The following is a 24,023-nucleotide window of genomic DNA, read 5'->3' as shown; positions in this document are numbered from 1 at the left end:
CGCTTATTTGCAGTCGATGCGCGCCATCTCAAGATCGGCGCGTTGCAGCACCGGCGCAGGGGCGTTGGGATATTTGCCCTTCATCGTCTTGAACACGGTGCAGGCTTCCGTCGATTTGTCGAGACGCGCAAAGGCCGTGCCCAGCTTCAGATAAGCCTCAGCCGAACGCTGGTCATTGGGATAGCTGCGGATATGGGCGATAAACGCATCGGCCGCCGACGCATTTTCACCGAGCGCCAGATGAATTTCGCCGAGCCGGAATTGCGCATCCGCCGTGCGCGGATGGTTTGGAAAGGCTTCCACATAGAGACCAAAAGCCGCCTTCGCCCGCTGGTAATCACCGGCGAGCAAAAAGCGCGAGGCGTAGTCAAACGCTGCATTCGGATCGAGCGGCAGCGCCACATCGCTTGGCGCGGCGGCGCCGGTTTCGCGCGCGATCTGATCGCCTATCGCATCGCCGCCCGCCGGTTCGCCGCCGGGCATCAAGGAAACCGGACCGGCATTCGGACCGTCGGAGAAGTTACCGGGGTCGGCGTAATTCGCATCCCCCGCCAGCACCGCGCTCATGGCGTCGAGGCGCTGATCTCGCCAGATCGAGCTTATAGGTCAGCTCTTCAATCTGGCCGGTCAGTCCCTGGATCTGGCGCTCCATCTCGGCGACCTTCAAGGACGCCTGCGACTGGCCCGCCATCGCCTGTTCAGCGGCGGCGAGACGCGCCTGTAAATCGCGAATGTCGTCCTTGGTGCCCGCGCTCGCCGGTCCAATGACAAAAAAGGCGGCGGAGAGCGCCAGCAAACCTGTTCTGATCGACATCATGATTTCACCTCAAACCCAAAAACATCTCGCGGCGAGTATGGCACAGAAACAGGGCGAAAAAACGCCCGCAAGGCCAAATCTCAAAAACACAAGCTCAAGGGAGCCTGCTTACATAAAGAAAGGCGCGCCGTCGCAACGGCGCGCCCTTAAAAACACTTCGCCAGATGGCGACGTCAACCTTACGCGCCAGCTGCCGTCAGCATCGTGGTGGCGTTCCGGTTCACAGACCAGGCCGCTTCAGTCGAGCGTGTGTCGACCGGGCGTTCTTTGCCGTAGGAAACGGTGGTGACGCGCGAAGCGTCGACGCCGAGGCTCACAAGGTAAGACTTCGCAGCATTTGCGCGGCGTGCGCCAAGCGCGAGGTTGTATTCGCGGGTGCCGCGCTCGTCGCAATTGCCTGAGAGCAGGACGCGGGTTTCAGGATATTCTTTCAGCCAAGCAGCCTGACGGGCGAGAGTCGCCTGCGCGTCCGGCGTCAACGTGTACTGATCATAAGCGAAGAAAACGCGGTGGCTTCCGGCGGACTGTTCGAAGTCAGCCTGGCTGCCCGGAACCGGACCCGTCGGGCCAGTGTCGACCATCGTGTCGGTATTGGCTGTCGTGTCGATATCTGGCCCCGACGCACAAGCCGAAATCAGCGCCAGCGACGCGAACATTCCGGCGATCTTCAAGAATTTATTCATTGCTTTAGCTCCACTTCCCCAGTCACCGGCTCAATACCGCTGGGCTGTCTGATACGGCCCGGCGAGCGCGCCCCCGCCCCTAAGCCACGTTACTACACAATCCCGCACGCTATTGTGGCGCACAATCGCTACGGAAGACTAAAGGCCCCGCCTTACAAATCGGTGTCGGTCATATGTCTAAATTTAACCAACAACTGAATCGTAGCGAGACATGCGCCAGCAATCAAGAACGGCTGTTCCGGCGCAAAAATGAATTTTCGGTTACAGTCCCCCGAAAACCCCTCTTTTTGAACAATTTAAGGCAAAAGCGGCGACCAGGCAGGGTCTGACGCATCGCCCGGCGTACGCACCCTGCGCAGGTTCCGGCCGGTCAAATCCACCGACCAGAGCTGGGATTCGGCGCCCGTGCCGTCCCGGCGCGGCTCGGTCGAACGGTAAAACAACAGTACACGGCCATTTGGCGACCAGGTCGGCCCCTCTTCGAGATAGCTTTCCGTCAGCAGCCGCTCGCCGGTGCCGTCCGGGCGAATGACGCCGATATAGAAGCGGCCATTATACTGCCGGGTGAACGCGATCAGATCGCCGCGCGGGCTCCAGACCGGCGTCTGGTAACGGCCATCGCCAAAGGTGATGCGTTTCTGGTTCGAACCATCCGCATTCATCGTATAAATCTGCTGCGTGCCGCCGCGATCGGACGTGAAGGCGATGCGCGCGCCGTCCGGCGACATGGTCGGCGAGGTGTCGATGGATGGATTGTCGGTCATCCGCGTCAGGCGGCGCGTCGACAGATCCATCAGGAACACGTCGGAATTGCCATTGCGCTCCATCGACATCAGGACCTGACGGCCATCAGGCGAAAAGCGCGGCGCGAAAGTCATGCCGCGAAATGTGCCGAGCTGTTCCTGTTCGCCGGTTTCAATATTGAAGAGATAGACCTGGCCCGGGCGGTTATCGAACAGCGCCATATAGGTGATCTGCTGCTGCGTCGGCGAAAAGCGCGGCGTCAGCACCTGATAGTTGAGCCCGTCGGTCAGCGGAATCGGATTGGCGCCGTCCTGATCCATGATCATCAGGCGTTTGACGCGTTTTTCTTTCGGGCCGGTTTCATGCACGAAAACCAGGCGCGTGTCGAAATAGCCATCCTCGCCAGTCAGCGTTTTATAGGCGAAGTCGGCAACCTTGTGCGCGGCGCGGCGCCAGTTGTCGGCCGGCGTTTTGAAAGCGACGGCGCCGAGTTGCTCGTCGGCATAGACATCCCAGATGCGCGTTGCGACCTGAATGCGGCCATCGGGAAGCTCCTGCACTTCGCCGACAATCAGCACTTGCGCATTGATGATGCGCCAGTCCGCGAAACGCGGGCGTTCGTTGACGCTGGATGGTTTTTGAATATAGGCGCGCTGGTCGATCACCTGAAACAGGCCCGAACGGTCGAGATCATTCATGATGACGCCGGTGATGTCGCGCCCGAGAGCAATCGTCTGATCATCCACGCCGAGGAAATCCGGCGCCGCGACGGGCATTGGATCAACATTGCCGCGCGTAATGTCGATGCGCACACGCTCTGCGAAAGCTGGCGACAACCCCGCGAAGACGAATATCGCAGCGAGAAGAGCAATCAGTCTATTCATATCAAACTCTTTCTAAGGTTTCCCAGCCATCGTGAGTCACGCATCGTGACATTCTATTCCATTGGCCTCATGCCAACTTCGAATTCTTTCCAGTCGTCATAGCGAGCCGGATCGAGGAAGTCATAGGGCTGGCATGACACCACCGCCCTGATCGACGCCTGCTCGGCGACCTTCCAATAGCGGTTGCCGGAGAAGCTTATCTCCAGCGAATTGGCGACCCGCGGCTGGCCCATCAGCGTGCCGTCGCGGTTCAGCTCAAATTGCAGCACGACAAGCAATGTCTCCGGATTCGGCGCGCCGATCAAAGAACTGGTGTTGTAGCAACGCTCAATCGCGGCGCGCATCTTGGCTTGCTCGCTCGCGGTCAGCCGGTCGCCCGCGCCAATTGCCGAGCGGTCCCGGTCAGCCTGCTCGGTGGTCTGCGACGGCGCATCGCGCGACGGCGAATTTTCGTTTTCGCGCTCCTTGTCGATCAACTGAGACAACGCGTCGAGATCGAGCTCTTCCTTTTTCGGCGGCGCCGGCTCTTTCGGTTTTACCTTTGGCGGCTCCGGTTTTTTCTCCACCTTCGGCTCAGGCTTGATCGGCTCGGGCTCTGGCTCCGGCTCCGGCGCAACCGGCTCCGGCTCGGGTTCCGGCAATGCGACAGGCTCGGATTTTTCTTCAACCGGCGCAGGCTCTTCCTCGACAACAGCTTCAGGCAGGTCCGGTTCCGGCTCTTCGATGATTTCAGGCTTCTTCGACGCGGCCGGCACGCTGGTTTTCAAATCCAGTTCAGCCTCGCGGATGATGTCCAGTGGAATATAAGGCTCCGGCGTGACGTCAGGCAGCTTCCTGAAATACGGCAGCCAGATCAGCCCGCCAAAAACAATGGCGAGGTGAAGCAGCACCGATGCAAAGAGGCCAAAACGCATGAACCTATGGGGCCTTGGTTACGAAACGCCACACGCGCTTCACTCTACTCTGGGCGTCACTGCAATTCCGGATCGGTCACCAGACCAATGCGCCGGAATCCAGCAGCGTTGATCCTGCCCATGACGCGCACGACGTCGCCATAGGCGCGATTTTGATCGCCGCGAATGAAGATCCGCTGGTCATATCCAGCCGTCGCCACCGCTTCGAGATGGGCGACGAGATTTTCGTATGCGACAGGCGTTTCCTGCACATAGATCGTGCCGTCAGCCGATACGGTCACGGTCAACGGCTCGCCCTGATCCTGGATCGGGTTGGCGGCGGTTTCAGGAAGATCGACCGCAACGCCAACCGTCAGCAAGGGCGCGGCGACCATGAAAACGATCAACAACACCAGCATGACGTCGACCAGCGGCGTCACGTTGATTTCAGCCATGGGCTGGGTGCGGCCGGGGCGATGACGCCCGCCGCCGGAGCTGAGATTGACGCCCATCAGCGCGCCCTCTCATCAAGCTGGCGCGACAGGATCGCGGAAAACTCATCGGCGAAACCGGTGAGCCGCACGGCGAAAGAATTCAGCGCGGAAGAGTAACGGTTATAACCGACCACCGCCGGAATAGCGGCGAGCAGGCCAAGCGCCGTCGCGAACAACGCTTCGGCGATGCCCGGCGCCACAACCGCGAGGTTGGTGTCCTTGGTCGCCGCGATCGCCTGGAAGGCGTTCATGATGCCCCAGACCGTGCCGAGCAGGCCGACAAACGGCGCCGCAGAGCCGACGGTCGCCAGCACGCCGAGGCTGCTTTCAGCCTTTTCAAGTTCGCGCGATACGGTGACGCTCAAAATCTTGTCGAGGCGTTCGCGGGCGCCGATCACCAGCGCATCGGTGCGCCCGGCGTTCTTGGCCTGGCCCCATTCCTCCATCGCCGCGGCGAAGACGCGGGCCATCGGATGGTCCTGCTTGTCGCGCATTTTGCGATAGAGCTCATCCAGCGGCTTGCCGGACCAGAACTGGTCTTCGAATTTTGCCGACTTCGACTTGATGCGGGAGAAAGTGATCGACTTGTTGAAGATCACCGCCCAGGACCAGATCGAAGCGATGACGAGAATGGCCATGACCGTCTTCACGATCGGATCCGCTTTCAGGAACAAAGTCCAGAGGCTGAAATCGCCTCCCATTCCAGCCGCCGCGTTCAAAGCTTCTGATTCCATTGCCTTATATATCCCTCAAGCCGCCCGCTGACTGGCGGGACCAATACCGAATCTCTCGCCGCTCATGCTCCGGCCTGTTCATCAGAACCGGAAAAACGGCGCAAACCATCCTACAGCGCGTTTCACCCCGCGCCGGGCAAATCCATGGTTAACATTGAACGGGCCCGCGTTTAATCCCCTTATGCCCGGAATTTAGGCGAATGCAGGGCCGCGGGAAGATGCGCGGCCGCGATTTCCAAAGTTTAATGACGGTTAATGAAAGGTTTACGTCAATCGCCGGGCGAAAACCGGGCGGCCGGGCGCTCTGGCGAGGGCGCTTTTTGATTTCAGCCGCATCGCCGGTTTTTCAATCAGGCGCCAGGAGAGAACCGCTGCGGCGAGGGTTAAGGGAAACGAAACGGCGAGTAGCGCCACCGGCGAGTCTGAGGGGAGGTATAACAAGGCGAGCTGCTGGATCGGCCAGCCCCAGATGTACACGCCATAGGAGAAATCTCCGAACCGCCCCACATGCCGCAGCGCCCCCCGCCACATTAAGCCGACATAGAGTACGAGATAGGGGCCGGCGAAAACAAAGATTTGGACAAATCCGGAAAACCGCATGGCCAACACCAGCGCCGCGAGGCTCAACAAGGCCAATCCTGAATTGAGTCTGATCCGGTCAGCCGCGACGGCGAAAAACGCCCCGCCGAAGAAAAATGCGCCAGTGCCCGAGAGCTGACGCAGAAAATTTTCGGTCAGGCTGTCGACGGAATCGCCAATCACAATGGAAAGCGCCAGGCATGCGATGATTACAACGAGGCAACTGCGCGCCGACAACAGGCGAGCCGCGCCGATCAAGCCGAGCACGCTATAGCAGATCACCTCGAATTTAAGGCTCCAAAGCGGCCCGTTCACAACCGCCCCATGGGGAATCTCGGTGAAAACGCCGGGCAACAGATTGTTGCTGTAAATAAAAACCAGGTTCAGCAAATAGCGCCAGGTCTGCGTGCTAGCGAAATATTCGCGCGTTGTGAGAATCGTAACAGCCGGGCCGATGATAAAAACCGACACCAGAACAACCGCCGTCAGCGCCGGCATGATCCGCAAAATCCGGTTGCGTGCATAGACCGCTATGTCGGGCCGGCGCATCCAGCTGGCGGTGATCAAAAAACCCGACAGCACGAAAAAAGTGGAAATGGGCAGCGCCCCCATTCCGGTCTGGCCGCCACTCATCCAGGCAAGAAAATCGGTCGGATTAGAATTGAGCGTGAGCAGGAAAGCGTGCGCATAGAGCACCATGAGCGCGGCGAGCAGGCGGAGCGCGTCAAAATTATTGCCCTCGCCGATCCCCCTGCTGAAGGCTTCGGCGATTGTGGGGCCCTGCGAAATGCGTCGCCGCAAATGGGCAGAAATGAGCGCGCCAGACATTGCTGATGGCTAACAGACTTGTCTTAACCTTTGCTTGAACAAGGCGGTCTCGAGGCCGCCCGCGCGAGCGATAGCCGGCTCAAAACCGGTCGAGAAGGTCCGGCGGCAACCGCCTTGCACGCCCCGCGAGCGACATGCAGACCGCCTCAACCTCAGCGCGCGCCAGCAGGGTTTCTTCGCGCCAGATCTCCTGCGCCAGGATCATCCGGGCGCCTTTCGCCGAGACGAAGCGGGTGCGGACCTCGAGCAGATCGTCGATCCTGGCCGGGACCAGCCATTCGGTGGTCATCTTCCTGACCGCAAAGGCCAGCGGCTCGTCCCGTTTCAGCATCTCCGAATGATGGACGCCGCAGGCGCGCAGCGCCTCGGTGCGCCCGCGCTCGAAGAATTTGAGATAAGCCGCGTGATAGACGACGCCGGAAAAATCCGTGTCTTCGTAATAGATGCGGATCGGAATTTTGTAGATGCTCGCTTCGCTCATAGACCGATCATTGGGCCGGGCGCGCGCCAAAGGCAAGACGGCGGCGCAGGATCAACGACCGGAAGAATAAATCACCATATTGGCGAGCATCGAGCCGGCGCCCGATCTCGCTCATGGCGAACATGGCGGCGAGCCCGACGGTGAAGAATGTCCAGACCGCGCCGAAAATCAGCACAAAGATGATTGACTTGTTAACGCCGTGGGTAAGGGCGGTGCGTTCCGGGTTTGACGGATCGTAGCGCACGGCGACCTGCGCGCCGACGGGCAGCGCCTCATAGATCTCATGGTGAAACTGGCGGCCCGATGAGCCCGTATAGCCAAACGCAATCGTCTCGCCCGTGCGCTCATAGCCATCGGGATTGTAGGTGTATTCGACCTTGGTGTTGTAGGTCGTGCCGTCGCTGTCGGAGTTCACCTTGAAATCCGACGCGGTGATGACGCCCGGCGTGGTTGGCCAATGCGCGGCCTGATGCGAATAGTAAAAGGAACGCCCGCCCCAGACCAGCAGCGTGACGCCAATGGCGACAAACACGCCGAAAAACAAGGTCAGAAAAATCGATCCGCTCATGGCGCCCTCCCCGGCTTTTCCGCCAGGAAAGTTAAGCGGGAATGATCACCAGAAAATGACCGAACTCGTTAAATCAGTCGAACAATGCCGCGCCCGGCGCCGCTGGTGCAGCTAGGCCGATATGCGTCCAGGCGCTGACCGACAGCACTCTTCCGCGCGGCGTGCGCTGGATCAGCCCCTGCTGCAACAGGAAGGGCTCAATCACGTCTTCCACCGCATCGCGCGCTTCGGCGAGTGCGGCGGCGATAGTCTCGACGCCGACCGGGCCGCCGCCGAAATGCTCCGCAATCAGACGAAGATAACGCCGGTCCAGCGGATCAAGCCCGAGCTTGTCGATCTCGAGGCGCTTCAATGCTTTGTCGGCGACAACAGCGTCGATCAGGCCCGAACCCTCAACCGTCGCCACATCGCGCACCCGGCGCAGCAAGCGCCCGGCGACCCGCGGCGTGCCCCGCGCGCGCCTTGCGATTTCGCCCGCGCCATCAGCGGACATCTCCGCATTCAACAGCGCCGCGCCGCGCGCCACGATATGCGCCAGATCTTTTTCCGAATAGAAATCGAGGCGCACCGGAATGCCGAAACGGTCGAGCAGCGGTTTCGCCAAAAGCCCCGAGCGCGTCGTCGCGCCGATCAGGGTGAAACGCGGCAGGTCGATGCGCACGGACCGCGCCGCCGGGCCTTCGCCGATGATGAGGTCGAGCGCGTAGTCCTCCATCGCCGGATAGAGCACTTCCTCCACCGCCGGGGAGAGGCGATGAATTTCGTCGATGAACAAAACATCGCCCGCTTCGAGATTGGTGAGCAGCGCCGCGAGATCGCCGGGCTTGGTGATCGCGGGGCCGGAGGTGGCGCGGAAACTGACTTCCAGTTCATTGGCGACGATCTGCGCCAGCGTTGTCTTGCCGAGACCCGGCGGCCCGTGAAACAGCACATGATCCAGCGCCTCGCCGCGCGATTTCGCAGCCTGCACGAAAACCCGGAGATTATCTTTCGCGCTGGGCTGGCCGACGAAATCGTCGAGTTTTTTCGGACGCAACGCCGCATCGGCGTCCTCGCCCTTGCGCGCACCGTCGATCAGCCGGTCGTCTTGATATGCAGGTTCAGCCATTGCGGAAGGCCCTTCTCCCCTCTCCCGCCCGGCGGGAGAGGGGCCGGGGGTGAGGGTGTTTCTTTAGCATCATAGCCCGAATTCTTTTTGCACGAGCGCACATACATGGTCGCCACTCATCGCGGTCTCCGCCGGTATGCGCAAGACACGCCAGCCCTTCTCCGTGATTTCGCGTTCGCGGCTTACGTCTTTTTCCGCGACGGAGCGCAGTTGATGGATGCCGCCGTCAATCTCGATAACAAGTTTCGCTTTTACGACGGCGAAATCGACAACGTAGCGCCCGACCGGATGTTGTCGGCGCACGGGAAAGCCTTGCTTGCGAAACCCGCGCAAAGCCTCCCATGCGATTTGTTCCGGCGCATTTGAAATTTGCCGGAGGCTGCGGGCGCGATTGATGTTTGGCCTTGGCTTCATGTTTTTATGTTTCCACCCTCACCCTCGGCCCCTCTCCCGCCCGCGGGAGAGGGGAGAGGTTGCGCGCCGTCGATCAGCCCGTCGCTTTGGTGTGGAGGTTCAGCCATTATTAGTGGAACTCGATTTTGTTGGCGCTTCTGAATTAACTGGCGTTTCTTTTTGCTCAGAACCACCGCTCACTGCGATAAAAACTAACAAGACTCCCAACATCCATGACGTCATCCAAGAGTATTTGAGAAATCCTAGCCAATTAGCCTGTCTTCTATGAACGCTAGGCAAATCAATCTTATCATCGACAATAAATTTTGCCGGACTTGCCATAAGAACCGCACAAACCACAGACAAGCCCAAAGAGACCAAGGCAGCGAGCTGAATTTTATTACCCAGCGAGATTTCCAGATCGAAAAATGGAATTATCGCAAATGAGCCTGCAGAGATGCCAAAAAAGAATTTTGCGAGCTCAAAATTTCTCTGCCCAAGATTTTTGATCTCTTCAAGAGCCCACTCTTGAAGGGCTTCTAAGTTTTGTTTGGCAGAGATCATAACCACAACCTAGAATTTAGGGGCAGGTATGAGATGAGCCAGCATAGTACGGCTCTCTGCATGAGGGGCAAACGATAATGTTCGCAGAAGTTGCGTTGTTCTGCTCAATATGATCCCGGTCATGCAGAATCATTCGATCACCTTTTTCCTCAATAATCTTACGAAAGACATCACGTATATTTTTGTCTGCCATTTGCTTATCTCCTATCCAAGCAAGAACTTAATTTCACGCCGCCGCCAGTTCTTTCAGCGCCGCCTTGATCAGCGCCTCGACGCCCGGCGAGTCCATGCCTTCCGCAGCGCGGGCGACCGCTTTCCTCGCCTCGATCCCGTCATAGCCGAGATTGGCGAGGGCCGAGACCGCATCGGCCTTGGCGCTCAAGCCCGGATCGGACGGCGCTTCGGCGACTTTGCGGCGCGCGGCGAGGGAAAACACTTCGCCCGTGGCGCCCGCGAGCGCGCCTGCTTTCGATTGCAATTCGGTGACGATGCGCTGGGCGAGTTTCTTGCCCACGCCATGGGCGCGGATGACCGCCGTCACATCCTCCGCCGTCACCGCATCATAAAGCTCCGACGGCGACAGCACCTGCAAGACGCCCAGCGCATGTTTCGCGCCGACGCCCTGCACGCTTTGCAGCAAGCGAAACGCGGACCGTTCATGCTCTGAGGGAAAGCCGAACAGGCGGATCAGGTCTTCGCGCACCAACGTCTCTATACTGAGCGTTGCCTCCTCACCCGGGATAAGCCCCTGCAATACGCGGGGCGCGGCGTAGATTTCATAGCCGACGCCATTCACATCAATCAGCGCTGTGTCTTCCTCGACTGTGATCACTGTGCCTCTTAGCCTGCCGATCATGACGCCGCCTCCAGCCTTCTCATTCCATAATGATGCGCATGACAGATCGCGACGGCGAGCGCATCCGCCTCGTCGCTGGCGAGCGTCCCGCATTTCGGCAGCAAGACCTTCACCATCGCCGCGACCTGGGTCTTGTCGGCATGGCCCTTGCCGACCACGGATTTCTTCACCGAATTCGCCGCATATTCCGCGACCGGCAATCCGGCGAGCCCCGGCGCCAGCAGCGCAACGCCGCGCGCCTGACCGAGAACCAGCGCGTCGCGGGGATTGGCGTTGACGAAAGTCTCTTCCACAGCCGCCTCATCGGGGGCGTATTCGGCGAGGCGGGTCTTCAGCCCATCAAAAATCTGGGCGAGCTTGGCCGCCGGGGCGGCGCCGCGCTTCGGGCGAATGACGCCGGAGGCCACATAGGAAAGCCGCGGGCCGGCGCTGTCGACCACGCCCCAACCGGTCGCGGCCGAGCCCGGATCAATGCCGAAAATACGAATCACTGCGCTCATGGCGCAAGCATAGGGGGCTTTTCCGGAAAGAACAAAAGGCGAATCAACGTTTCCGGCGCAACGTCCGGCGGAGCTTTTCCACATCCGCCCTGAAGGCAGGCTCCAGCCCGGGCTCCGCCAGCAATCCATCGACCAGCGTGCGGGCCGCTGCAAGATCCTGCGCCCTGCCGTCGCCCTCCGTCAGCGCCACGGCGTAGAGGAACCGCCCTTGCGGATCGCCGGCCTGCGCCGCCCGCTCGAACCAGTCGGCGGGAAGGTCGTCGCCCGGCGCGCCGTCATGGAGCAACAGGCCAAGCCCGACCATGGCGGGCGCGAGCCCCGCCTCCGCCGCCGCGCGCATATGGGCCGCCGCCATTTCAAGATCGCGGGAGCCGAGTTCGCCCGATTGCAACAACAAGCCGAGATTATAACTTGAGACCGGGTCGCCGATTTGCGTGGCTTTTTCAAACCATTCAGCCGCAGCCTCATAGCTTTGCGCAACGCCGTCGCCGGAGATGTAAGCGATGGCGAGATTGCGCGCTGCTTCCGCCTCGCCCGCCGCCGCCGCTTCGGTGAACAATTCGCGCGCGCGCGCCTTGTCGCGCGGCGCGCCCTCGCCTTGCGCATGCATCACCCCGAGCCGCAGCTTGGCGCGGGCATGACCCTGGCGCGCGGCGAGGCGATACCAGCCCGCAGCGGTTTCCGCATTGACCTCGATGCCTTCGCCATAAAGCGCCAGTTCGCCAAGGGCGAATTGCGCATCGGGCTGACCGGCGCGCGCGGCCTTTGTATAGAGATTGACCGCATGCTGAAGATCGCGTTCGACCCCCAGCCCGTTCTCATAAAGATATCCGAGAAGATGTTCGCCATCGGCGCTGCCCGCCTCCGCCAGCGCGCTCGCCGCCGTAAAAGCGTCATCATGGCGACCGTCGAGCAACGCCTGATAGGCCGCGCCCGCGCGATCGTCCTGCGCCGCAGCGGGCGCAAGGAAGAACAGACAAAACAAAATGGCGAAACGGCCGATCATCGCCGGCAATCTAGCCCGCTTCGCGCAGCGAGCCTAGCGCGGGAAAACCTAGCGCAGGGCGGCGGCCGCAAAGGCGATATTCGCACCCTCAAGAAACGCCGCCGCAAAGCACAGCGCAATAATCGCCGCCGCACAGGCTCGCATGACCCAAATGAATTTCATGACCATCACGCACGGCGCGCTCCCCAGCGTCCGCACTCTCCCCATTCCCGCAGGATGCGACGCAAGGATTGTGCCAGAAAAGGTCAGACGCCAGCGCAAAGGCGCGGCGCGTCAGACCGCCTCGGCGATCGCCTTTTCAAAGGCTTTGATCGCCGCATCGGGACCGTCCGCATGTCCCCACACCGCCGCAGAAACCGCGAGGAAATCCGCGCCCGCCCGCACCAGCGCGCCGCAATTTTCCGGCGTAATGCCGCCAATCGCTACGGAGGGGACCGTCGTCGCATAGGCCCACCATTCCAACAGCTCCACCGGCGCGACGGTCGGCGCGTCTTTGGTCGCGGTGGGAAAGAAGGCGCCGAAGGCGACATAGTCCGCCCCCGCTTCGCCGGCGATCAAGGCCAGATGTTTTGAATCATGACAGGTGACGCCGACGGTCCTCTTCTCTCCAAGCAGGCTGCGCGCTTTTTTGCAGCTCTCATCGGACTGGCCCACATGAACGCCGTCGGCCCCGGCCTTAAGCGCCAGATCCGGCCGGTCATTGATCAAAAACGCGGACTCATATTTTTGCGCAATCGGCAGCAGGCGCGCGGCGGCGGTCAGCACTTCGTCATCGCTGACAGCGGCGCCCTCTGGCGTTTTCAGCCGCAATTGCACGCAGGCCACATCGCCAGCGCCAAGCGCGCGCTCGAAATCGACGGCGAAGGCATTCAGATCGGCGATCTGCGGCGGCGTGATGAGATAAAGGCGACAGTCATTTTGCATCGGCGCTATATAGGGGGCCGCGCCATTGCTGCAAAGAAGATTACGCCGATTGAAGCGCCGAGCGTTCTCGCGCCGCTCTTTCGCGCTCGGTTTGCGTCTGCTGCACTTTCGGCTTCAACAGGCTGTATTTCACATCCGCAGGGACGGCGTTGTAGACCTTAGGCTCTGCAATATTGAGCCGCGCCCGCGCGTCGGCGAGCGACAGCGGCAAGAGGTCTTCAATGTCGTGCTCGAGAATCCACTCCGTCTGGCGCGCATTGCGGCCAGCCTCGCGCAGCGCCTTGATCAATGGCGTGGACGGAGAATCGAGTTTCACCGCAAGCCCGCCAATCAACACGATCAACCGGAAACCGGGATTGCGCGTCTGTTGACGGGTGAAGACGAGGTTGCACAATTCGCCCATCGCATCGCGGCCATAGCCGGAGAGCACATGCCATAGATCATGGCTCACCTGCAGATGCATGAAGAGGCGCATCAGCTCGGCGAATTCCGGATAGGCGTCATAGTCGATGTCGGCTTCTTCCGCCGCAGCGCGCAAGCCTTCCGGCGTCAGGTTTTCACCCTCCATGAAAGCGAGATAGGCGCGGGCGAGCGAGCCTTCAGGATAGGCGCGCAGGCGCTCGCGATCGCCGAGAATTTCTTCCAGCTTTACCGGCTCGGTCACGACCCGGCGGCCATAAGGCGTATCGGTGAAGCGCTTGAACAAATGTTTGCTGGTATCGCCGGACATCGCCTGGACGATCTCGAAGACCTGACGGGTGTCTTCCTTGTTGCGGATCAGCCGCCAGACAGAGAGCAGCGCATGCAGCGGGCGCACCGGCTCCGATGGCGGCGTGGGAAAGCCGTTGATCCAGACATAATCTTCCGGCGCGATTTCCGCTTTCGCAGCTTTTTCCGAGATCGTCGCGTCACTCATGACCGATCCGTCCTTTTTGGTGTTATGCGATAGCATTACACTGACCAGTTTACCTTGAATGAATGTCGCGCCAAAAAAGCAAATTTTCAAGGGGCCGGACAAAAAAAGCCCGGATCTGATGATCCGGGCTCTTGAATGGCATAGCCGGCGGCGCGGGTCAGCCGGCGCGCGAGGCCTCGAAAATGCTGTCGATGGTCGCCGCCAGCTTGGCGTCGAATTCCTGATCGCTCTGGCCGGCCGATAGGCCTTCAGTCAGGGCGCGTGAGAAACTGGCGATCATGCCGGTGTTTTTCGCCAGCTTGGCGTTCGCATCTTCGCGGGAATAGCCGCCTGACAGCGCCACGACGCGCATCACTCGCGGATCGTCGATCAGGGGTTTATACAAATTCGCCTTTTCCGGCAGCGACAGTTTCAACATCACCTGTTTGCCGGCGGGCACCTTGTCGAGATTCTTTTTGATCTCTGCAAGGAGGATTTCTTCGGCCTCGGCTTTGTCGGCGATGGTGATCGTCACTTCCGGTTCGATGATCGGCACGAGGCCATGCGCCAGGATCTGGTTGCCGATTTCGAATTGCTGCGCGACATTCGCCGCGATGCCTGCCGGGTTCGCCGCGTCGATGACGGAACGCATCTTGGTGCCGAAGATTCCTTTTTGACCGCGCGCTCCAACAGCGCATCGAGATCCGGCATCGGCTTCATCAGCTTGACGCCGTCTTTTGCGTCCGCAAGGCCCTTGTCGACTTTCAGGAACGGCACGACGCCGCGCTTTTCCCAAAGATATTGGGCAGTGGGCGTGCCGTCGATGTCGCCATCCATGGTGCGCTCGAACAGGATCGCGCCCATCACCTTGTCGCCAGTGAAGGCCGGCGATTTGATGATCCGCGCCCGCATCTGATGGATGAGGCCGAACATTTCCTCATCATTTGAATATTGTCCCTCGTCCACGCCGTATAGCTTCAGCGCTTTCGGCGTCGAGCCGCCGGACTGATCGAGGGCGGCGATAAAGCCATCCTTGTTTGCGGCCTGATCGGCCATCTTCGCTTGCGTCATGCAACTCTCCCAAGTCGATAAATTAAACCTAGCGCCGGCTAGTGCTCCAGCGCCTTAACGCCCGGCAGGGTTTTGCCCTCGAGCCATTCAAGGAACGCGCCGCCGGCGGTTGAAACATAAGTGAAGTCGTCTTCGACCCCGGCCGCCGCGAGCGCTGCGACCGTATCGCCGCCGCCTGCAACCGCGACAAGGTCTTCCGACTTCACGCGCTTGGCGGCGTAGCGCGCCGCCTCGACTGTCGCCGTGTCAAACGGCTTGATCTCGAAGGCGCCAAGCGGGCCGTTCCAGACCAGCGTCTTTGCGCCTTCGATCTTTTCCGCGATGAAGTTCACCGTGTCCGGCCCGAGATCGAGGATCATGTCGTCGGCGCTGACGGCGTCGGCGGCTTTGACTTCGCGGTCGGCGCCTTCCTTGAATTCTTTCGCGACGACCACATCAAGCGGCAGCACGATTTCGCAACCCTTGGCCGCCGCTTCGGTCATGATCTCGCGCGCGGTCGCCACAAGGTCAGGCTCGCAAAGCGACTTGCCGACAGAGACGCCTTTGGCGAACAGGAATGTGTTGGCCATGCCGCCGCCGACCGCGAGAATGTCCGCGCGGCCCACAAGGTTGAGCAGAAGCTCGATCTTGGTGGAGACTTTCGCGCCACCGACCACCGCCATCATCGGACGCACCGGCTCGGACAAAGCGGCCTTGAGATAATCAAGCTCGCGCTCCATGGCGCGGCCCGCCGCAGATGGCAGCAGATGCGCAATGCCTTCAGTGGAGGCATGAGCGCGATGGGCGGCGGAAAAGGCGTCATTCACATAAGCGTCGCCATTTTCAGCGAGCGCTTTTGCAAACTCCGGATCGTTCTTTTCCTCGCCGGCGTGGAAGCGCGTGTTTTCGAACACCGCCACATCGCCATCGAGCATTTTCTTGACGGTCTTCTTCGCCGCATCGCCGATGCAGTCTTCGGCGAACTCGACGCCGCCGCCGAGAAATTTCTCAAGCGCTTCGGCGACGGGTTTCAACGACATTTCCGGCACAACACTCCCTTTCGGGCGGCCGAAATGGGAGAGCAAAAGCACCTTGGCGCCTTTTTTCGACAGCTCCTGAATGGTGGGGAGCGCGCGCTCGATGCGGGTGGCGTCAGTGACGACGCCATCCTTCATCGGGACGTTGAAATCGACGCGCACCAGGACGCGTTTGCCGGCGACATCGAGATCGTCAATCGTGCGGTAAGCGGCCATCAGCCCCTCTTAAAGGTGGCGCGCCATTTCCAGCGCGGTGTCGGTCATGCGCGTCGAGAAGCCCCACTCATTGTCATACCAGGTGAGGATGCGCACGAGCTTGCCTTCGAGAATTTGCGTCTGGTTGAGCGCAAAGGTCGAGGAATGCGGGTCGTGGTTGAAGTCAGACGAGACCAGCGGCTTGTCCGTGTAACCAAGGACGCCGCGCATCTTGCCGTTCGCCGCTTCGATGATCGCATTGTTGATTTCTTCGACCGTCGTGTCGCGCTTCGGCGTGAAGACGAGATCGACCACGGAGACGTTCGCAGTCGGCACGCGGATCGACGACCCGTCGAGCTTGCCGGCGAGATCAGGCAGCACTAGGCCCACCGCTTTCGCCGCGCCTGTCGAGGTCGGGATCATGTTCATCGCCGCTGCGCGGGCGCGATAGAGATCCTTGTGCATGGTGTCGAGCGTCGGCTGGTCGCCGGTATAGGAGTGGATCGTGGTCATGTAACCGCGCTCAATGCCGACCGTATCGTTCAGCACTTTGGCGACCGGCGAGAGGCAGTTGGTGGTGCAGGACGCGTTGGAGACGACCGTGTCGCCGCCCGTCAGCGTGCCGTGATTGACGCCGAAAACGATGGTCTTGTCGGCGCCCGTCGCAGGCGCGGAAACCAGAACGCGCTTGGCGCCCGCTTCCAGATGCATCGCCGCTTTTTCGCGCGTGGCGAAAAGCCCGGTGCATTCATAAACGATGTCAACGCCAAGCTCGCCCCAGGGCAGCTTTGACGGATCGCGTTCGGAAAACACCTGGATCGGACCAAGGCCCACATCGATGGTGTTGTTGCGCACTTTGACTTCATGCGGGAATTTTCCGTGCACGGAGTCATATTGAACGAGATGCGCGTTGGTCTCCACCGGACCCAGGTCGTTGATCGCGACAATATCAACGCCCTTGCGACCGGTCTCGACGATCGAGCGGAGCGCGAGGCGTCCGATCCGTCCAAATCCGTTTATTGCAATTTTGAGCGCCATTTTTTGTTTCTCCTAACCAATCAACCGTTTTGCTTCCGCGGCGACCTTCGCCGGGGTTATTCCGAAATGTTCATAGAGTTCGCCAGCGGGCGCGGATGCGCCGAAGCCGGTCATGCCGACAAAGCCGTCCTTGCGCCGCAGGAACAGATCCCATCCCTGACGGATCGCCGCTTCGATCCCGACACGCGGACCGGAGCCGAGGACTTCCTTGCGATAGGATTCCGACTGGGTTTCAAAGAGTTCAAAACACGGCGCGGAGACAACCCGCGCCTTGATCCCGTCTTTCGCCAGCAATTCGCGCGCTTCGAGCGCGAGCGAGACTTCAGACCCGGACGCCACCAGCGTTACATCATTGGCGTTCTTGCCGGCCACCACATAGGCGCCCTTGGCGCTCAGATTTTCATCAGACGGTTTAAGCCGCGCCTGCGCCATGCCCTGACGGGTGAGCGCGATGACCGACGGCGTCGCAATCGTTTTCAGCGCCATCTCCCAGCATTCAGCGGTCTCGACGCCATCGCAGGGGCGATAGACATTCACATTCGGAATCGCGCGCAGCGAAGCGAGATGTTCAACCGGCTGGTGCGTCGGACCGTCTTCGCCGAGGCCGATGGAATCATGGGTCATCACATGGATGACGCGAATGCCCATCAGCGCCGCAAGCCGGATCGACGGACGGCAATAATCGGAGAAGACGAGAAACGCGCCGCTATAGGGAACAACGCCGCCATGCAGCGCCATGCCGTTCATCGCCGCCGCCATGCCATGCTCGCGAATGCCGTAATGGACATAGCGGCCTGCGTAATTTTCCGCCGAATAGATTTCGAGATTTTTGGTCTTGGTGTTGTTCGAACCGGTAAGGTCGGCCGACCCGCCGATTGTCTCGCCAATGACTTCATTGACGACGCCCAGCGCCAGTTCCGACGCCTTGCGGGTCGCCAGCTTTTGCGGCGCATCGATCAGCGACTTGTTATAGGCGGCGATCGCCTTGGTCAGCGGACCGGCGTAATCGCCCGCCATCGCCGTTTTGAACGCTTCGCATTGATCGCTCGCCGCGATGCGCTTGTCCCACGCCGCGCGTGCTTCGCCGCCACGCGCGCCGACAGCGCGCCATTTGGCGATGATCTCTTCGGGAATTTCGAACGGCGCATGCGGCCAGCCAAGCGCCTCGCGCGCGCCGGCGATTTCTTCCGCGCCCAGCGGCGAGCCGTGACTTGAGGCGGTGCCGGCTTTTTTCGGCGCGCCATAACCAATCGTCGTGCGGCAGGCGATCAGGGTCGGCTTGTCGGATTTTTTCGCGACTTCAATCGCCGCCGAAATCGCCGCGGGATCGTGGCCGTCCACACGGCTGATCGCCCAGCCGCTCGCAGCAAAGCGCGCAAGCTGGTCGGTCGAGATCGGACAGCGAAATCGGTCCGTCGATGGAGATGTTGTTGTCATCCCACAAGACGATCAGCTTGCGGAGCTTTAGATGACCGGCAAGGGAAATCGATTCCTGGCTGATCCCTTCCATCAGGCAGCCATCGCCGGCGATCACATAGGTCCGGTGATCGACCACATCATCGCCGAAGCGGGCGTTGAGATGGGCTTCCGCCATCGCCATGCCCACCGCAGCGCCGAGACCTTGCCCCAAGGGGCCGGTCGTCGTTTCCACGGCCGGCGCATGGCCATATTCCGGGTGACCGGCGGTCTTAGATCCCAATTGGCGGAAATTTTTGATTTCCTCGATCGTCATGCCGTCATAGCCAAGAAGATAGCCCAGCGAATAAATCAGCATGGAGCCATGGCCGGCGGAGAGCACGAACCGGTCCCGGTCCGGCCAGCTCGGCGCGCTGGCGTCAAATTTCAGATGCTCCGCGAACAGCGTCGTCGCCACATCGGCCATGCCCATGGGCATGCCTGGGTGTCCGGATTTGGCTTTTTCCACCGCGTCCATTGAAAGCGCGCGGATCGCATTCGCCATCTGTGGAAAATCAGCCCGCTCTTGGTCGACGCCGGTCATGCGGGAAACCCCCATTTGCATTGAATAACGTGGAATATTGCGGGGCTTCATGCATTGCGGCGATGAAAGGGTCAAGGCTCGGGGGGCAAGCGGCTGGACAGAATCACCGCCGGGGGCCAAATTGACGCTGCCTTAGCAGGACAAACGGAAAAGATTCACCATGACAGTCCTCGAAAAAGCAGTGCGCAGCCTCGCCGACGCGATCGAAACCCTCGAATCACGGCTCGACGCCACTTTGGACGACGCCTCCGCCAGTGAAGAAGAGCTGACGGCCGCCCGCAAGCAGGCGCTGGCCGCCCGCAAGCAAACCGACAACGCCGCCCGCGGGGTTTCCGCAGCGATTAACGACCTCAAGGCGATTCTGGCCGAGGACGACAGGAAAGGCGGCGGAGAATGAGCCATGTTGAAATCCGCGTGAGCGGCCGGGAATATCGCGTCACCTGCGAAGCCGGCCAGGAAGACCGGTTGCAAAAGCTGGCGGCGTTTCTCGACAAGCGCGCATCGGCGATGGCCGCCGACCTGCCCGACATATCCGATGCGCGGCTGATGCTCTTGTCAGCGCTAACAATTTGCGACGAGCTGTTCGAAGCGCGAGAGCGGCTTGAAGATCTGGACGGCGCCAGCGAAGCGCTCGACCCGGACACGATGGGCGGCGCGGCCCGCGCCATCGACGCGGCGGCCAAACGCGTCAGCGAAATCGCCGGAAAGCTGGACGGCTAGCGCGCCAGCGCCGGCAGTTTCGTCGCCCGCTCGGCGTCGAGATAACGCGCCGCCGTCGGCTTCAACCCGCCATCAAGATCGATCAGCAGCGGATTGCCGGTCGGGATTTCCACATGGACGATCTCGTCATCGGCGACATTGAACAGGATCTTCACCAGGGCGCGAAGCGAATTGCCATGCGCGGCGATCATCAGCGACTCGCCGGCTTTCAGCTTCGGCGCGATTTCTTTTTCGAAATAGGGCTGCACCCGCTCCAGCGTCAGCTTCAAGGACTCCGTCGCCGGGACGTCGCAGCCATAAAGCTTGTATCGCGGGTCATTGGAGAGATCGAACTCGCCGCCCTTTTCCATTGGCGGCGGCGGCACGTCATAGCTGCGCCGCCAGATCTTCACCTGGTCATCGCCATGCTTCTTGGCGGTCTCGGCCTTGTTGAGCCCGGTCAGCGCCCCGTAATGGCGCTCATTGAGCTGCCAGGCGCGGGTCACCGGCAGCCACATCCGGTCCATCTCGTCGAGCGCCACCCATAAAGTGCGAATGGCGCGCTTTTGCACCGAGGTGAAACAGGCGGAAAATTCAACGCCGGTTTCTTTCAGCAATTGCCCGGCCTTATGGGCTTCGGCGAGGCCTTTTTCGGTGATGTCCACATCGACCCAGCCAGTAAAGCGGTTTTCCAGATTCCACTGGCTCTGGCCGTGGCGGATCAAGGCGAGGCGGGTCATTGAACATCTCCTGAAACTGTGTACGCGCCGCCGTCATAAAAGCTTGAGCGGCAGTTGGCTAGGCGCCGGGTTCCGCCCTACATAGAGGGAGCAACAGCCCGGACCCTGATCCATGAGCAAAAAACCAACAGTCGCCCTCGCCCTGCATGGGGGCGCAGGCGCGCGCGCCGGCCGTGACTATTCAAAAGCCGAAGCGCATTTGCTTGAGCTCGCGCATAAGGGCGAGGCGCTGCTCAAAGACGGCGCAGCGGCGGTTGATGTGGTGCAGACGCTGGTCGAGGAAATGGAAGCCTCCGGGCTTTACATTGCCGGCAAGGGCTCGCCGCCCAACAAAGCGGGCTACGCCGAACTCGACGCATCGATCATGGCGAGCGAAGCGGGCAGTCTCGCGCGCAAGGCCGGGTCCGTCGCCGCAGTGAAACATTTGAAGTCCCCGATCAAGGCGGCGCGCGCCGTGATGGACCTCACCCCCCATGTGATGCTGGCCGGACGCGGCGCGGAAAATTTCTGCCATCGTCAGGGATTTGAATTCATCGACGACCCCGCCAGCTATTATGTGGTTCCGGTCGGGGTTGAGCCCGAAGAAATGACGCAGGCCGAACTCGGACATGGCACGGTGGGCGCGGTCGCGTTGGATGCGGATGGACGCATCGCGGCGGCGACCTCCACCGGCGGCGTCTTCGGCAAGCTGGAAGGCCGTGTCGGCGACACGCCGCTGGTGGGATCTGGAACCTGGGCCGATGAATTTGTCGGCGCGTCCTGCACCGGGCTCGGCGAATATTTCATTCTCGCCGGCGGCGCCCAGGATGTGGCGAGCCGGGTGCGCTATCAGGGCTCGGACCTTCAGACCGCCGCTTCGGGCTTGATCAAGGATGTGGCCCGGCTCGGCGGCGATGGCGGCGTCATCGCGGTGTCGCGCGACGGCGAAGTCGCCTTCGCCTGGAATTCCGACGGCATGAAGCGCGCAGGCTTTGGTCCGAACCAGGATATTTTTGCAGCGACGTTTTAGTCGGTCACGATATCAAGATCGCGCCAGACCAGGCGATGGTCGGAGCTTTCAACCGGAAAGCCGGGGCCGACGAGATCGTAAAACGCCTCATCGGGCGCTGGCCAGAAGACGCCCGCATCGACCGCGCGCAACCCGGCTTTGGAAAACAGCACATAGTCGAGATGGAGGTTTCCAACGCCTTTTTCGGGGTCATCGCCGAAGTCGGACGTGTCCTCCGCCGGGTCGCCCTTATGGGCTGCATTGGCGCCGCCCTGCAGCGCCGCCGCGCTGGCCCCGCCGGCGCTTTTGGGAAACGGCGCATCGGCGACAAAGGGCGAGATCAGCAAACCGCCAATGCCGCCCGTTACGCCGTCGCCGTCAACCGGATCGGCGTTCAGATCGCCCATAATGACAAAGCGCTCTCCGGCGCCCAGACCGCCGCGCCGGCCCGCATCGTCCACAAGATAATCCGCACCGGCGATATAGTCCGTCCAAAGACGAAGCTCGTCATGATTGCGCTTGCCGTTTCGGTCCTCCTCACCGTCAAAGCTTGGCGGCGTCGGGTGGCTCGCCAGCACATGCACGCGCGCGCCATCGATGATCACCGGCACGTCCACATGGTTCTTTGACGACAAGCGAAACACCTCGAGCGCGTCAGCGCTGTACCAGTCGGCCGCCGCAGATGTCGCCGGATCGTCCGGCAACAAGGCGCCCGGCATGTCCTTCCACAGAAATGTCTGAAAGCTTCTGACGCCCGCCTCGTCGATCGGATATTTCGACAGGATCACAAAAGCGTATTGGCCGGGAAATTCGCCATAGCCGAAAGCGTCGCCGCCATATTCGCGCGAACCGGGCTCCGTCGTCGCAATCCCGTCGCGGTCGAAATCGCGCCCCGACGCAAGGCCGGTATTGGACGGCGCCAGATAAGCATATGGATAGATCGCCGGCGGCGCGCCATTCCAGCCTTGCTCAAGATAGTTTTCGCGGAACAGCCGCAAGGCCTCTCCGGCAGGGTCATAATCGAATTCGCTGAGGAGCAGCACATCCGGCGCGACGCGCTGGATGATTTCGGCGACCTTTTGCGCCTGCGGACTGGCGGGCCCGCTCAGATCCGCAATCAGCGCGCCTTCTGTCGGCCGGTTGAGATAGGCGTTATAGGCTGCGAAACGGACAGTCATTTCTGACGTCGGCGCTGTCGGCGCCGCCTCCTTTGCGCATCCCGCAAGAAAGGCGAGCGCCATGATTGCAGATAAAACTCTCATGCCCGCCTCCCAACGTTCCGGTCAGGACGCCTATTTGCCTTGCATCCACGCTATTTGCAATTCGAGGCGCTTCACTTCGCGCAAGACGCGGTTCGATTCCATGCGCAGCCAGAACCAGAGCTTCAAAAAGCCGACCATCACCATCAACATGACAGCCCCCGCGCCCCAGCGCGCTGCATCAATCGCCTCCTCCGCGCCGAAAAATTTCCAGCCGCAATAAACCGCCGCAAAAAACAGCGCGAAAGTGATCACCGTCGCGAAGATCGCGATAGGCCCAAGCTTGCCGTCATAGACGCTCGCCCATTGGCCAAACACGCCCTGCTCGCCAAACGCATTCAGCAATGCGCGATCTTCCGCCGTCAGGGCCTCTTCAATTTTCCGATCAAGATCATCCATGGCTTTCGCCTCCTTCTAGCGCCGCGCGCAGATTGCGCCGGGCGTGCATCAGGCGGGATTTGATCGTGCCCGCCGGAGTGTTGAGCGCCGCGGCGATCTCCGCGATGCTGAAATCTTCGATGTAAAACAACGCCACCGCCGCGCGCTGATCGGCGGAGAGGCGCGCGATCGCGGCTTGCAGGGGCGCGGCGTCCGCGCCGGACTCCACCGCCGCCTCGCTTTGCGGCCGAACGGCGTTCTCCGCCGCATAGGCGGCATTGAGGCGGCGCGAACGCTGCCGCTTGCGGATCATATCCGCCGATCGCCGGGTGACGATCCGATAGGCCCATGCGGGGAACGCGCGCACATCATCAAGGCGCGACAGGCCCTTCGCAATGTCAGCCCAGGCTTCCTGCACCACATCGCGCGCCGCCTCGCGATCACCCAGAAGGCGATTGGCGTGGGCGAGCAGCTTTGGCTGCCAGCGCTCCGCGAGCTGCGCGAACGCTTTGCGATTTCCGGCGCGCGCTGACGCGGCGAGAAATTCGTCAAGTATGCGGGCGCGCCTTTTCATGTCAGTCCCGGTCTCGCTTTCCATCCCTTTAAAGAGTAAGTCGCACAAATCCGCATATCGGTTCATTTCTTCGCCGGACCTGCGTAACATGCTGCACTTGTAAGCCTTTTCAGGA

General features: G+C 61.0%; 27 protein-coding genes and 2 pseudogenes. 3 read left to right on the top strand and 26 right to left on the bottom strand.

Features of this window, described 5'->3' with window-relative positions:
- Window positions 1–3: 3 nt before the first annotated feature.
- The 22 genes and pseudogenes from ybgF to tkt form a co-directional block, all read right to left on the bottom strand.
- Window positions 4–567: a tol-pal system protein YbgF gene (gene ybgF / locus AC0L8G_RS04825; protein WP_473387265.1), complete on the bottom strand. Its 564-nt coding sequence runs from the start codon at window positions 565–567 to the stop codon at window positions 4–6.
- Window positions 521–817: a hypothetical protein gene (locus tag AC0L8G_RS04820; RefSeq protein WP_473387263.1), complete on the bottom strand. Its 297-nt coding sequence runs from the start codon at window positions 815–817 to the stop codon at window positions 521–523. The genes ybgF and AC0L8G_RS04820 overlap by 47 nt, the downstream gene beginning before the upstream one ends.
- Window positions 818–996: 179 nt before the next feature.
- On the bottom strand, window positions 997–1,500 hold the full coding sequence (pal, locus tag AC0L8G_RS04815) for a peptidoglycan-associated lipoprotein Pal (RefSeq protein WP_473387262.1): 504 nt from the start codon (window positions 1,498–1,500) through the stop codon (window positions 997–999).
- A gap of 296 nt (window positions 1,501–1,796) precedes the next feature.
- Window positions 1,797–3,128: a Tol-Pal system beta propeller repeat protein TolB gene (tolB, locus tag AC0L8G_RS04810; protein ID WP_473387260.1), complete on the bottom strand. Its 1,332-nt coding sequence runs from the start codon at window positions 3,126–3,128 to the stop codon at window positions 1,797–1,799.
- A gap of 53 nt (window positions 3,129–3,181) precedes the next feature.
- The gene (locus AC0L8G_RS04805; protein WP_473387258.1) at window positions 3,182–4,042 is read right to left on the bottom strand and encodes a hypothetical protein; all 861 of its coding nucleotides are present in this window, start codon (window positions 4,040–4,042) and stop codon (window positions 3,182–3,184) included.
- Window positions 4,043–4,098: 56 nt separating this feature from the next.
- Complete coding sequence (gene tolR / locus AC0L8G_RS04800; protein WP_473387257.1) at window positions 4,099–4,533, bottom strand: protein TolR; 435 nt, start codon at window positions 4,531–4,533, stop codon at window positions 4,099–4,101.
- Window positions 4,533–5,249: a protein TolQ gene (gene tolQ / locus AC0L8G_RS04795; RefSeq protein WP_473387256.1), complete on the bottom strand. Its 717-nt coding sequence runs from the start codon at window positions 5,247–5,249 to the stop codon at window positions 4,533–4,535. The genes tolR and tolQ overlap by 1 nt, the downstream gene beginning before the upstream one ends.
- A gap of 264 nt (window positions 5,250–5,513) precedes the next feature.
- Complete coding sequence (locus tag AC0L8G_RS04790; RefSeq protein ID WP_473387254.1) at window positions 5,514–6,656, bottom strand: acyltransferase family protein; 1,143 nt, start codon at window positions 6,654–6,656, stop codon at window positions 5,514–5,516.
- 79 nt (window positions 6,657–6,735) lie between these two features.
- Window positions 6,736–7,137: a tol-pal system-associated acyl-CoA thioesterase gene (ybgC, locus tag AC0L8G_RS04785; RefSeq protein ID WP_473387253.1), complete on the bottom strand. Its 402-nt coding sequence runs from the start codon at window positions 7,135–7,137 to the stop codon at window positions 6,736–6,738.
- A 7-nt stretch (window positions 7,138–7,144) separates the two neighbouring features.
- A complete protein-coding gene (locus tag AC0L8G_RS04780; RefSeq protein ID WP_473387252.1) occupies window positions 7,145–7,705 on the bottom strand; it encodes a DUF3592 domain-containing protein in 561 nt (186 codons plus the stop codon).
- A 73-nt stretch (window positions 7,706–7,778) separates the two neighbouring features.
- On the bottom strand, window positions 7,779–8,813 hold the full coding sequence (ruvB, locus tag AC0L8G_RS04775) for a Holliday junction branch migration DNA helicase RuvB (RefSeq protein ID WP_473387251.1): 1,035 nt from the start codon (window positions 8,811–8,813) through the stop codon (window positions 7,779–7,781).
- Between the two features lie 69 nt (window positions 8,814–8,882).
- Window positions 8,883–9,227, bottom strand: coding sequence for an endonuclease domain-containing protein (locus AC0L8G_RS04770; protein ID WP_473387250.1), 345 nt, complete (start codon window positions 9,225–9,227; stop codon window positions 8,883–8,885).
- A 99-nt stretch (window positions 9,228–9,326) separates the two neighbouring features.
- A complete protein-coding gene (locus AC0L8G_RS04765; protein ID WP_473387248.1) occupies window positions 9,327–9,770 on the bottom strand; it encodes a hypothetical protein in 444 nt (147 codons plus the stop codon).
- 226 nt (window positions 9,771–9,996) lie between these two features.
- On the bottom strand, window positions 9,997–10,626 hold the full coding sequence (ruvA, locus tag AC0L8G_RS04760; RefSeq protein WP_473387247.1) for a Holliday junction branch migration protein RuvA: 630 nt from the start codon (window positions 10,624–10,626) through the stop codon (window positions 9,997–9,999).
- A complete protein-coding gene (gene ruvC / locus AC0L8G_RS04755) occupies window positions 10,623–11,126 on the bottom strand; it encodes a crossover junction endodeoxyribonuclease RuvC (protein WP_473387245.1) in 504 nt (167 codons plus the stop codon). The genes ruvA and ruvC overlap by 4 nt, the downstream gene beginning before the upstream one ends.
- Before the next feature lie 43 nt (window positions 11,127–11,169).
- Entirely contained in the window at window positions 11,170–12,132 is a 963-nt protein-coding gene (locus AC0L8G_RS04750; RefSeq protein WP_473388797.1) for a tetratricopeptide repeat protein, read from the bottom strand.
- Between the two features lie 273 nt (window positions 12,133–12,405).
- The gene (gene thiE, locus AC0L8G_RS04745) at window positions 12,406–13,056 is read right to left on the bottom strand and encodes a thiamine phosphate synthase (protein WP_473387244.1); all 651 of its coding nucleotides are present in this window, start codon (window positions 13,054–13,056) and stop codon (window positions 12,406–12,408) included.
- A gap of 40 nt (window positions 13,057–13,096) precedes the next feature.
- Window positions 13,097–13,972 (bottom strand): Coq4 family protein, encoded by an 876-nt coding sequence (locus AC0L8G_RS04740; protein ID WP_473387242.1) that lies wholly within the window; start codon window positions 13,970–13,972, stop codon window positions 13,097–13,099.
- 157 nt (window positions 13,973–14,129) lie between these two features.
- A pseudogene (locus AC0L8G_RS04735) lies at window positions 14,130–15,022 on the bottom strand (fructose bisphosphate aldolase).
- A gap of 38 nt (window positions 15,023–15,060) precedes the next feature.
- The gene (locus AC0L8G_RS04730) at window positions 15,061–16,254 is read right to left on the bottom strand and encodes a phosphoglycerate kinase (RefSeq protein WP_473387241.1); all 1,194 of its coding nucleotides are present in this window, start codon (window positions 16,252–16,254) and stop codon (window positions 15,061–15,063) included.
- Between the two features lie 9 nt (window positions 16,255–16,263).
- Window positions 16,264–17,271 carry a type I glyceraldehyde-3-phosphate dehydrogenase gene (gene gap, locus AC0L8G_RS04725; protein ID WP_473387240.1) on the bottom strand — a complete coding sequence of 336 codons (1,008 nt, stop codon included), beginning with the start codon at window positions 17,269–17,271 and terminating at the stop codon, window positions 16,264–16,266.
- Between the two features lie 12 nt (window positions 17,272–17,283).
- Window positions 17,284–19,270 (bottom strand): annotated as a pseudogene (gene tkt / locus AC0L8G_RS04720) (transketolase).
- A gap of 160 nt (window positions 19,271–19,430) precedes the next feature.
- On the opposite strand from tkt, the gene AC0L8G_RS04715 reads away from it, so the two are divergent.
- The gene (locus AC0L8G_RS04715; protein ID WP_473387239.1) at window positions 19,431–19,667 is read left to right on the top strand and encodes a hypothetical protein; all 237 of its coding nucleotides are present in this window, start codon (window positions 19,431–19,433) and stop codon (window positions 19,665–19,667) included.
- On the top strand, window positions 19,664–19,990 hold the full coding sequence (locus AC0L8G_RS04710; protein ID WP_473387238.1) for a cell division protein ZapA: 327 nt from the start codon (window positions 19,664–19,666) through the stop codon (window positions 19,988–19,990). Before AC0L8G_RS04715 ends, AC0L8G_RS04710 begins: the two co-directional genes overlap by 4 nt.
- On the opposite strand, the gene gpmA is transcribed toward AC0L8G_RS04710, so the two are convergent.
- Complete coding sequence (gene gpmA / locus AC0L8G_RS04705; protein WP_473387236.1) at window positions 19,987–20,709, bottom strand: 2,3-diphosphoglycerate-dependent phosphoglycerate mutase; 723 nt, start codon at window positions 20,707–20,709, stop codon at window positions 19,987–19,989. The two genes, AC0L8G_RS04710 and gpmA, sit on opposite strands and share 4 nt — an antisense overlap.
- Before the next feature lie 112 nt (window positions 20,710–20,821).
- Here gpmA and AC0L8G_RS04700 point away from each other — a divergent pair, with 112 nt between their 5' ends.
- A complete protein-coding gene (locus AC0L8G_RS04700) occupies window positions 20,822–21,718 on the top strand; it encodes an isoaspartyl peptidase/L-asparaginase family protein (protein WP_473387234.1) in 897 nt (298 codons plus the stop codon).
- On the opposite strand, the gene AC0L8G_RS04695 is transcribed toward AC0L8G_RS04700, so the two are convergent.
- The 3 genes from AC0L8G_RS04695 to AC0L8G_RS04685 are packed head-to-tail and all read right to left on the bottom strand — an operon-like array spanning window position 21,715 to window position 23,908.
- Window positions 21,715–22,959: an endonuclease/exonuclease/phosphatase family protein gene (locus tag AC0L8G_RS04695; RefSeq protein WP_473387233.1), complete on the bottom strand. Its 1,245-nt coding sequence runs from the start codon at window positions 22,957–22,959 to the stop codon at window positions 21,715–21,717. The two genes, AC0L8G_RS04700 and AC0L8G_RS04695, sit on opposite strands and share 4 nt — an antisense overlap.
- 30 nt (window positions 22,960–22,989) lie before the next feature.
- Entirely contained in the window at window positions 22,990–23,355 is a 366-nt protein-coding gene (locus AC0L8G_RS04690) for a DUF6768 family protein (protein ID WP_473387231.1), read from the bottom strand.
- Entirely contained in the window at window positions 23,348–23,908 is a 561-nt protein-coding gene (locus tag AC0L8G_RS04685; RefSeq protein ID WP_473387229.1) for an RNA polymerase sigma factor, read from the bottom strand. Before AC0L8G_RS04685 ends, AC0L8G_RS04690 begins: the two co-directional genes overlap by 8 nt.
- Window positions 23,909–24,023 lie beyond the last annotated feature (115 nt).

The organism is Hyphococcus sp. D3-15 (assembly GCF_055809375.1).
This window is presented reverse-complemented; position numbering and strand designations above follow the sequence as displayed.

Excerpts from the sequence above, each read along its gene's own strand:
- AC0L8G_RS04820 (WP_473387263.1), bottom strand. The coding sequence starts at position 817 with ATGATGTCGATCAGAACAGGTTTGCTGGCGCTCTCCGCCGCCTTTTTT.
- AC0L8G_RS04805 (WP_473387258.1), bottom strand. The coding sequence starts at position 4,042 with ATGCGTTTTGGCCTCTTTGCATCGGTGCTGCTTCACCTCGCCATTGTT.
- tolQ (WP_473387256.1), bottom strand. The coding sequence starts at position 5,249 with ATGGAATCAGAAGCTTTGAACGCGGCGGCTGGAATGGGAGGCGATTTC.
- tolR (WP_473387257.1), bottom strand. The coding sequence starts at position 4,533 with ATGGGCGTCAATCTCAGCTCCGGCGGCGGGCGTCATCGCCCCGGCCGC.
- AC0L8G_RS04790 (WP_473387254.1), bottom strand. The coding sequence starts at position 6,656 with ATGTCTGGCGCGCTCATTTCTGCCCATTTGCGGCGACGCATTTCGCAG.
- AC0L8G_RS04685 (WP_473387229.1), bottom strand. The coding sequence starts at position 23,908 with ATGAAAAGGCGCGCCCGCATACTTGACGAATTTCTCGCCGCGTCAGCG.
- AC0L8G_RS04770 (WP_473387250.1), bottom strand. The coding sequence starts at position 9,227 with ATGAAGCCAAGGCCAAACATCAATCGCGCCCGCAGCCTCCGGCAAATT.
- gap (WP_473387240.1), bottom strand. The coding sequence starts at position 17,271 with ATGGCGCTCAAAATTGCAATAAACGGATTTGGACGGATCGGACGCCTC.
- thiE (WP_473387244.1), bottom strand. The coding sequence starts at position 13,056 with ATGCAAAATGACTGTCGCCTTTATCTCATCACGCCGCCGCAGATCGCC.
- AC0L8G_RS04750 (WP_473388797.1), bottom strand. The coding sequence starts at position 12,132 with ATGATCGGCCGTTTCGCCATTTTGTTTTGTCTGTTCTTCCTTGCGCCC.
- AC0L8G_RS04730 (WP_473387241.1), bottom strand. The coding sequence starts at position 16,254 with ATGGCCGCTTACCGCACGATTGACGATCTCGATGTCGCCGGCAAACGC.
- AC0L8G_RS04780 (WP_473387252.1), bottom strand. The coding sequence starts at position 7,705 with ATGAGCGGATCGATTTTTCTGACCTTGTTTTTCGGCGTGTTTGTCGCC.
- ybgC (WP_473387253.1), bottom strand. The coding sequence starts at position 7,137 with ATGAGCGAAGCGAGCATCTACAAAATTCCGATCCGCATCTATTACGAA.
- AC0L8G_RS04765 (WP_473387248.1), bottom strand. The coding sequence starts at position 9,770 with ATGATCTCTGCCAAACAAAACTTAGAAGCCCTTCAAGAGTGGGCTCTT.
- ruvC (WP_473387245.1), bottom strand. The coding sequence starts at position 11,126 with ATGAGCGCAGTGATTCGTATTTTCGGCATTGATCCGGGCTCGGCCGCG.
- AC0L8G_RS04740 (WP_473387242.1), bottom strand. The coding sequence starts at position 13,972 with ATGAGTGACGCGACGATCTCGGAAAAAGCTGCGAAAGCGGAAATCGCG.
- ruvA (WP_473387247.1), bottom strand. The coding sequence starts at position 10,626 with ATGATCGGCAGGCTAAGAGGCACAGTGATCACAGTCGAGGAAGACACA.
- AC0L8G_RS04710 (WP_473387238.1), top strand. The coding sequence starts at position 19,664 with ATGAGCCATGTTGAAATCCGCGTGAGCGGCCGGGAATATCGCGTCACC.
- AC0L8G_RS04695 (WP_473387233.1), bottom strand. The coding sequence starts at position 22,959 with ATGAGAGTTTTATCTGCAATCATGGCGCTCGCCTTTCTTGCGGGATGC.
- ybgF (WP_473387265.1), bottom strand. The coding sequence starts at position 567 with ATGAGCGCGGTGCTGGCGGGGGATGCGAATTACGCCGACCCCGGTAAC.
- pal (WP_473387262.1), bottom strand. The coding sequence starts at position 1,500 with ATGAATAAATTCTTGAAGATCGCCGGAATGTTCGCGTCGCTGGCGCTG.
- AC0L8G_RS04690 (WP_473387231.1), bottom strand. The coding sequence starts at position 23,355 with ATGGATGATCTTGATCGGAAAATTGAAGAGGCCCTGACGGCGGAAGAT.
- AC0L8G_RS04715 (WP_473387239.1), top strand. The coding sequence starts at position 19,431 with ATGACAGTCCTCGAAAAAGCAGTGCGCAGCCTCGCCGACGCGATCGAA.
- gpmA (WP_473387236.1), bottom strand. The coding sequence starts at position 20,709 with ATGACCCGCCTCGCCTTGATCCGCCACGGCCAGAGCCAGTGGAATCTG.
- tolB (WP_473387260.1), bottom strand. The coding sequence starts at position 3,128 with ATGAATAGACTGATTGCTCTTCTCGCTGCGATATTCGTCTTCGCGGGG.
- ruvB (WP_473387251.1), bottom strand. The coding sequence starts at position 8,813 with ATGGCTGAACCTGCATATCAAGACGACCGGCTGATCGACGGTGCGCGC.
- AC0L8G_RS04700 (WP_473387234.1), top strand. The coding sequence starts at position 20,822 with ATGAGCAAAAAACCAACAGTCGCCCTCGCCCTGCATGGGGGCGCAGGC.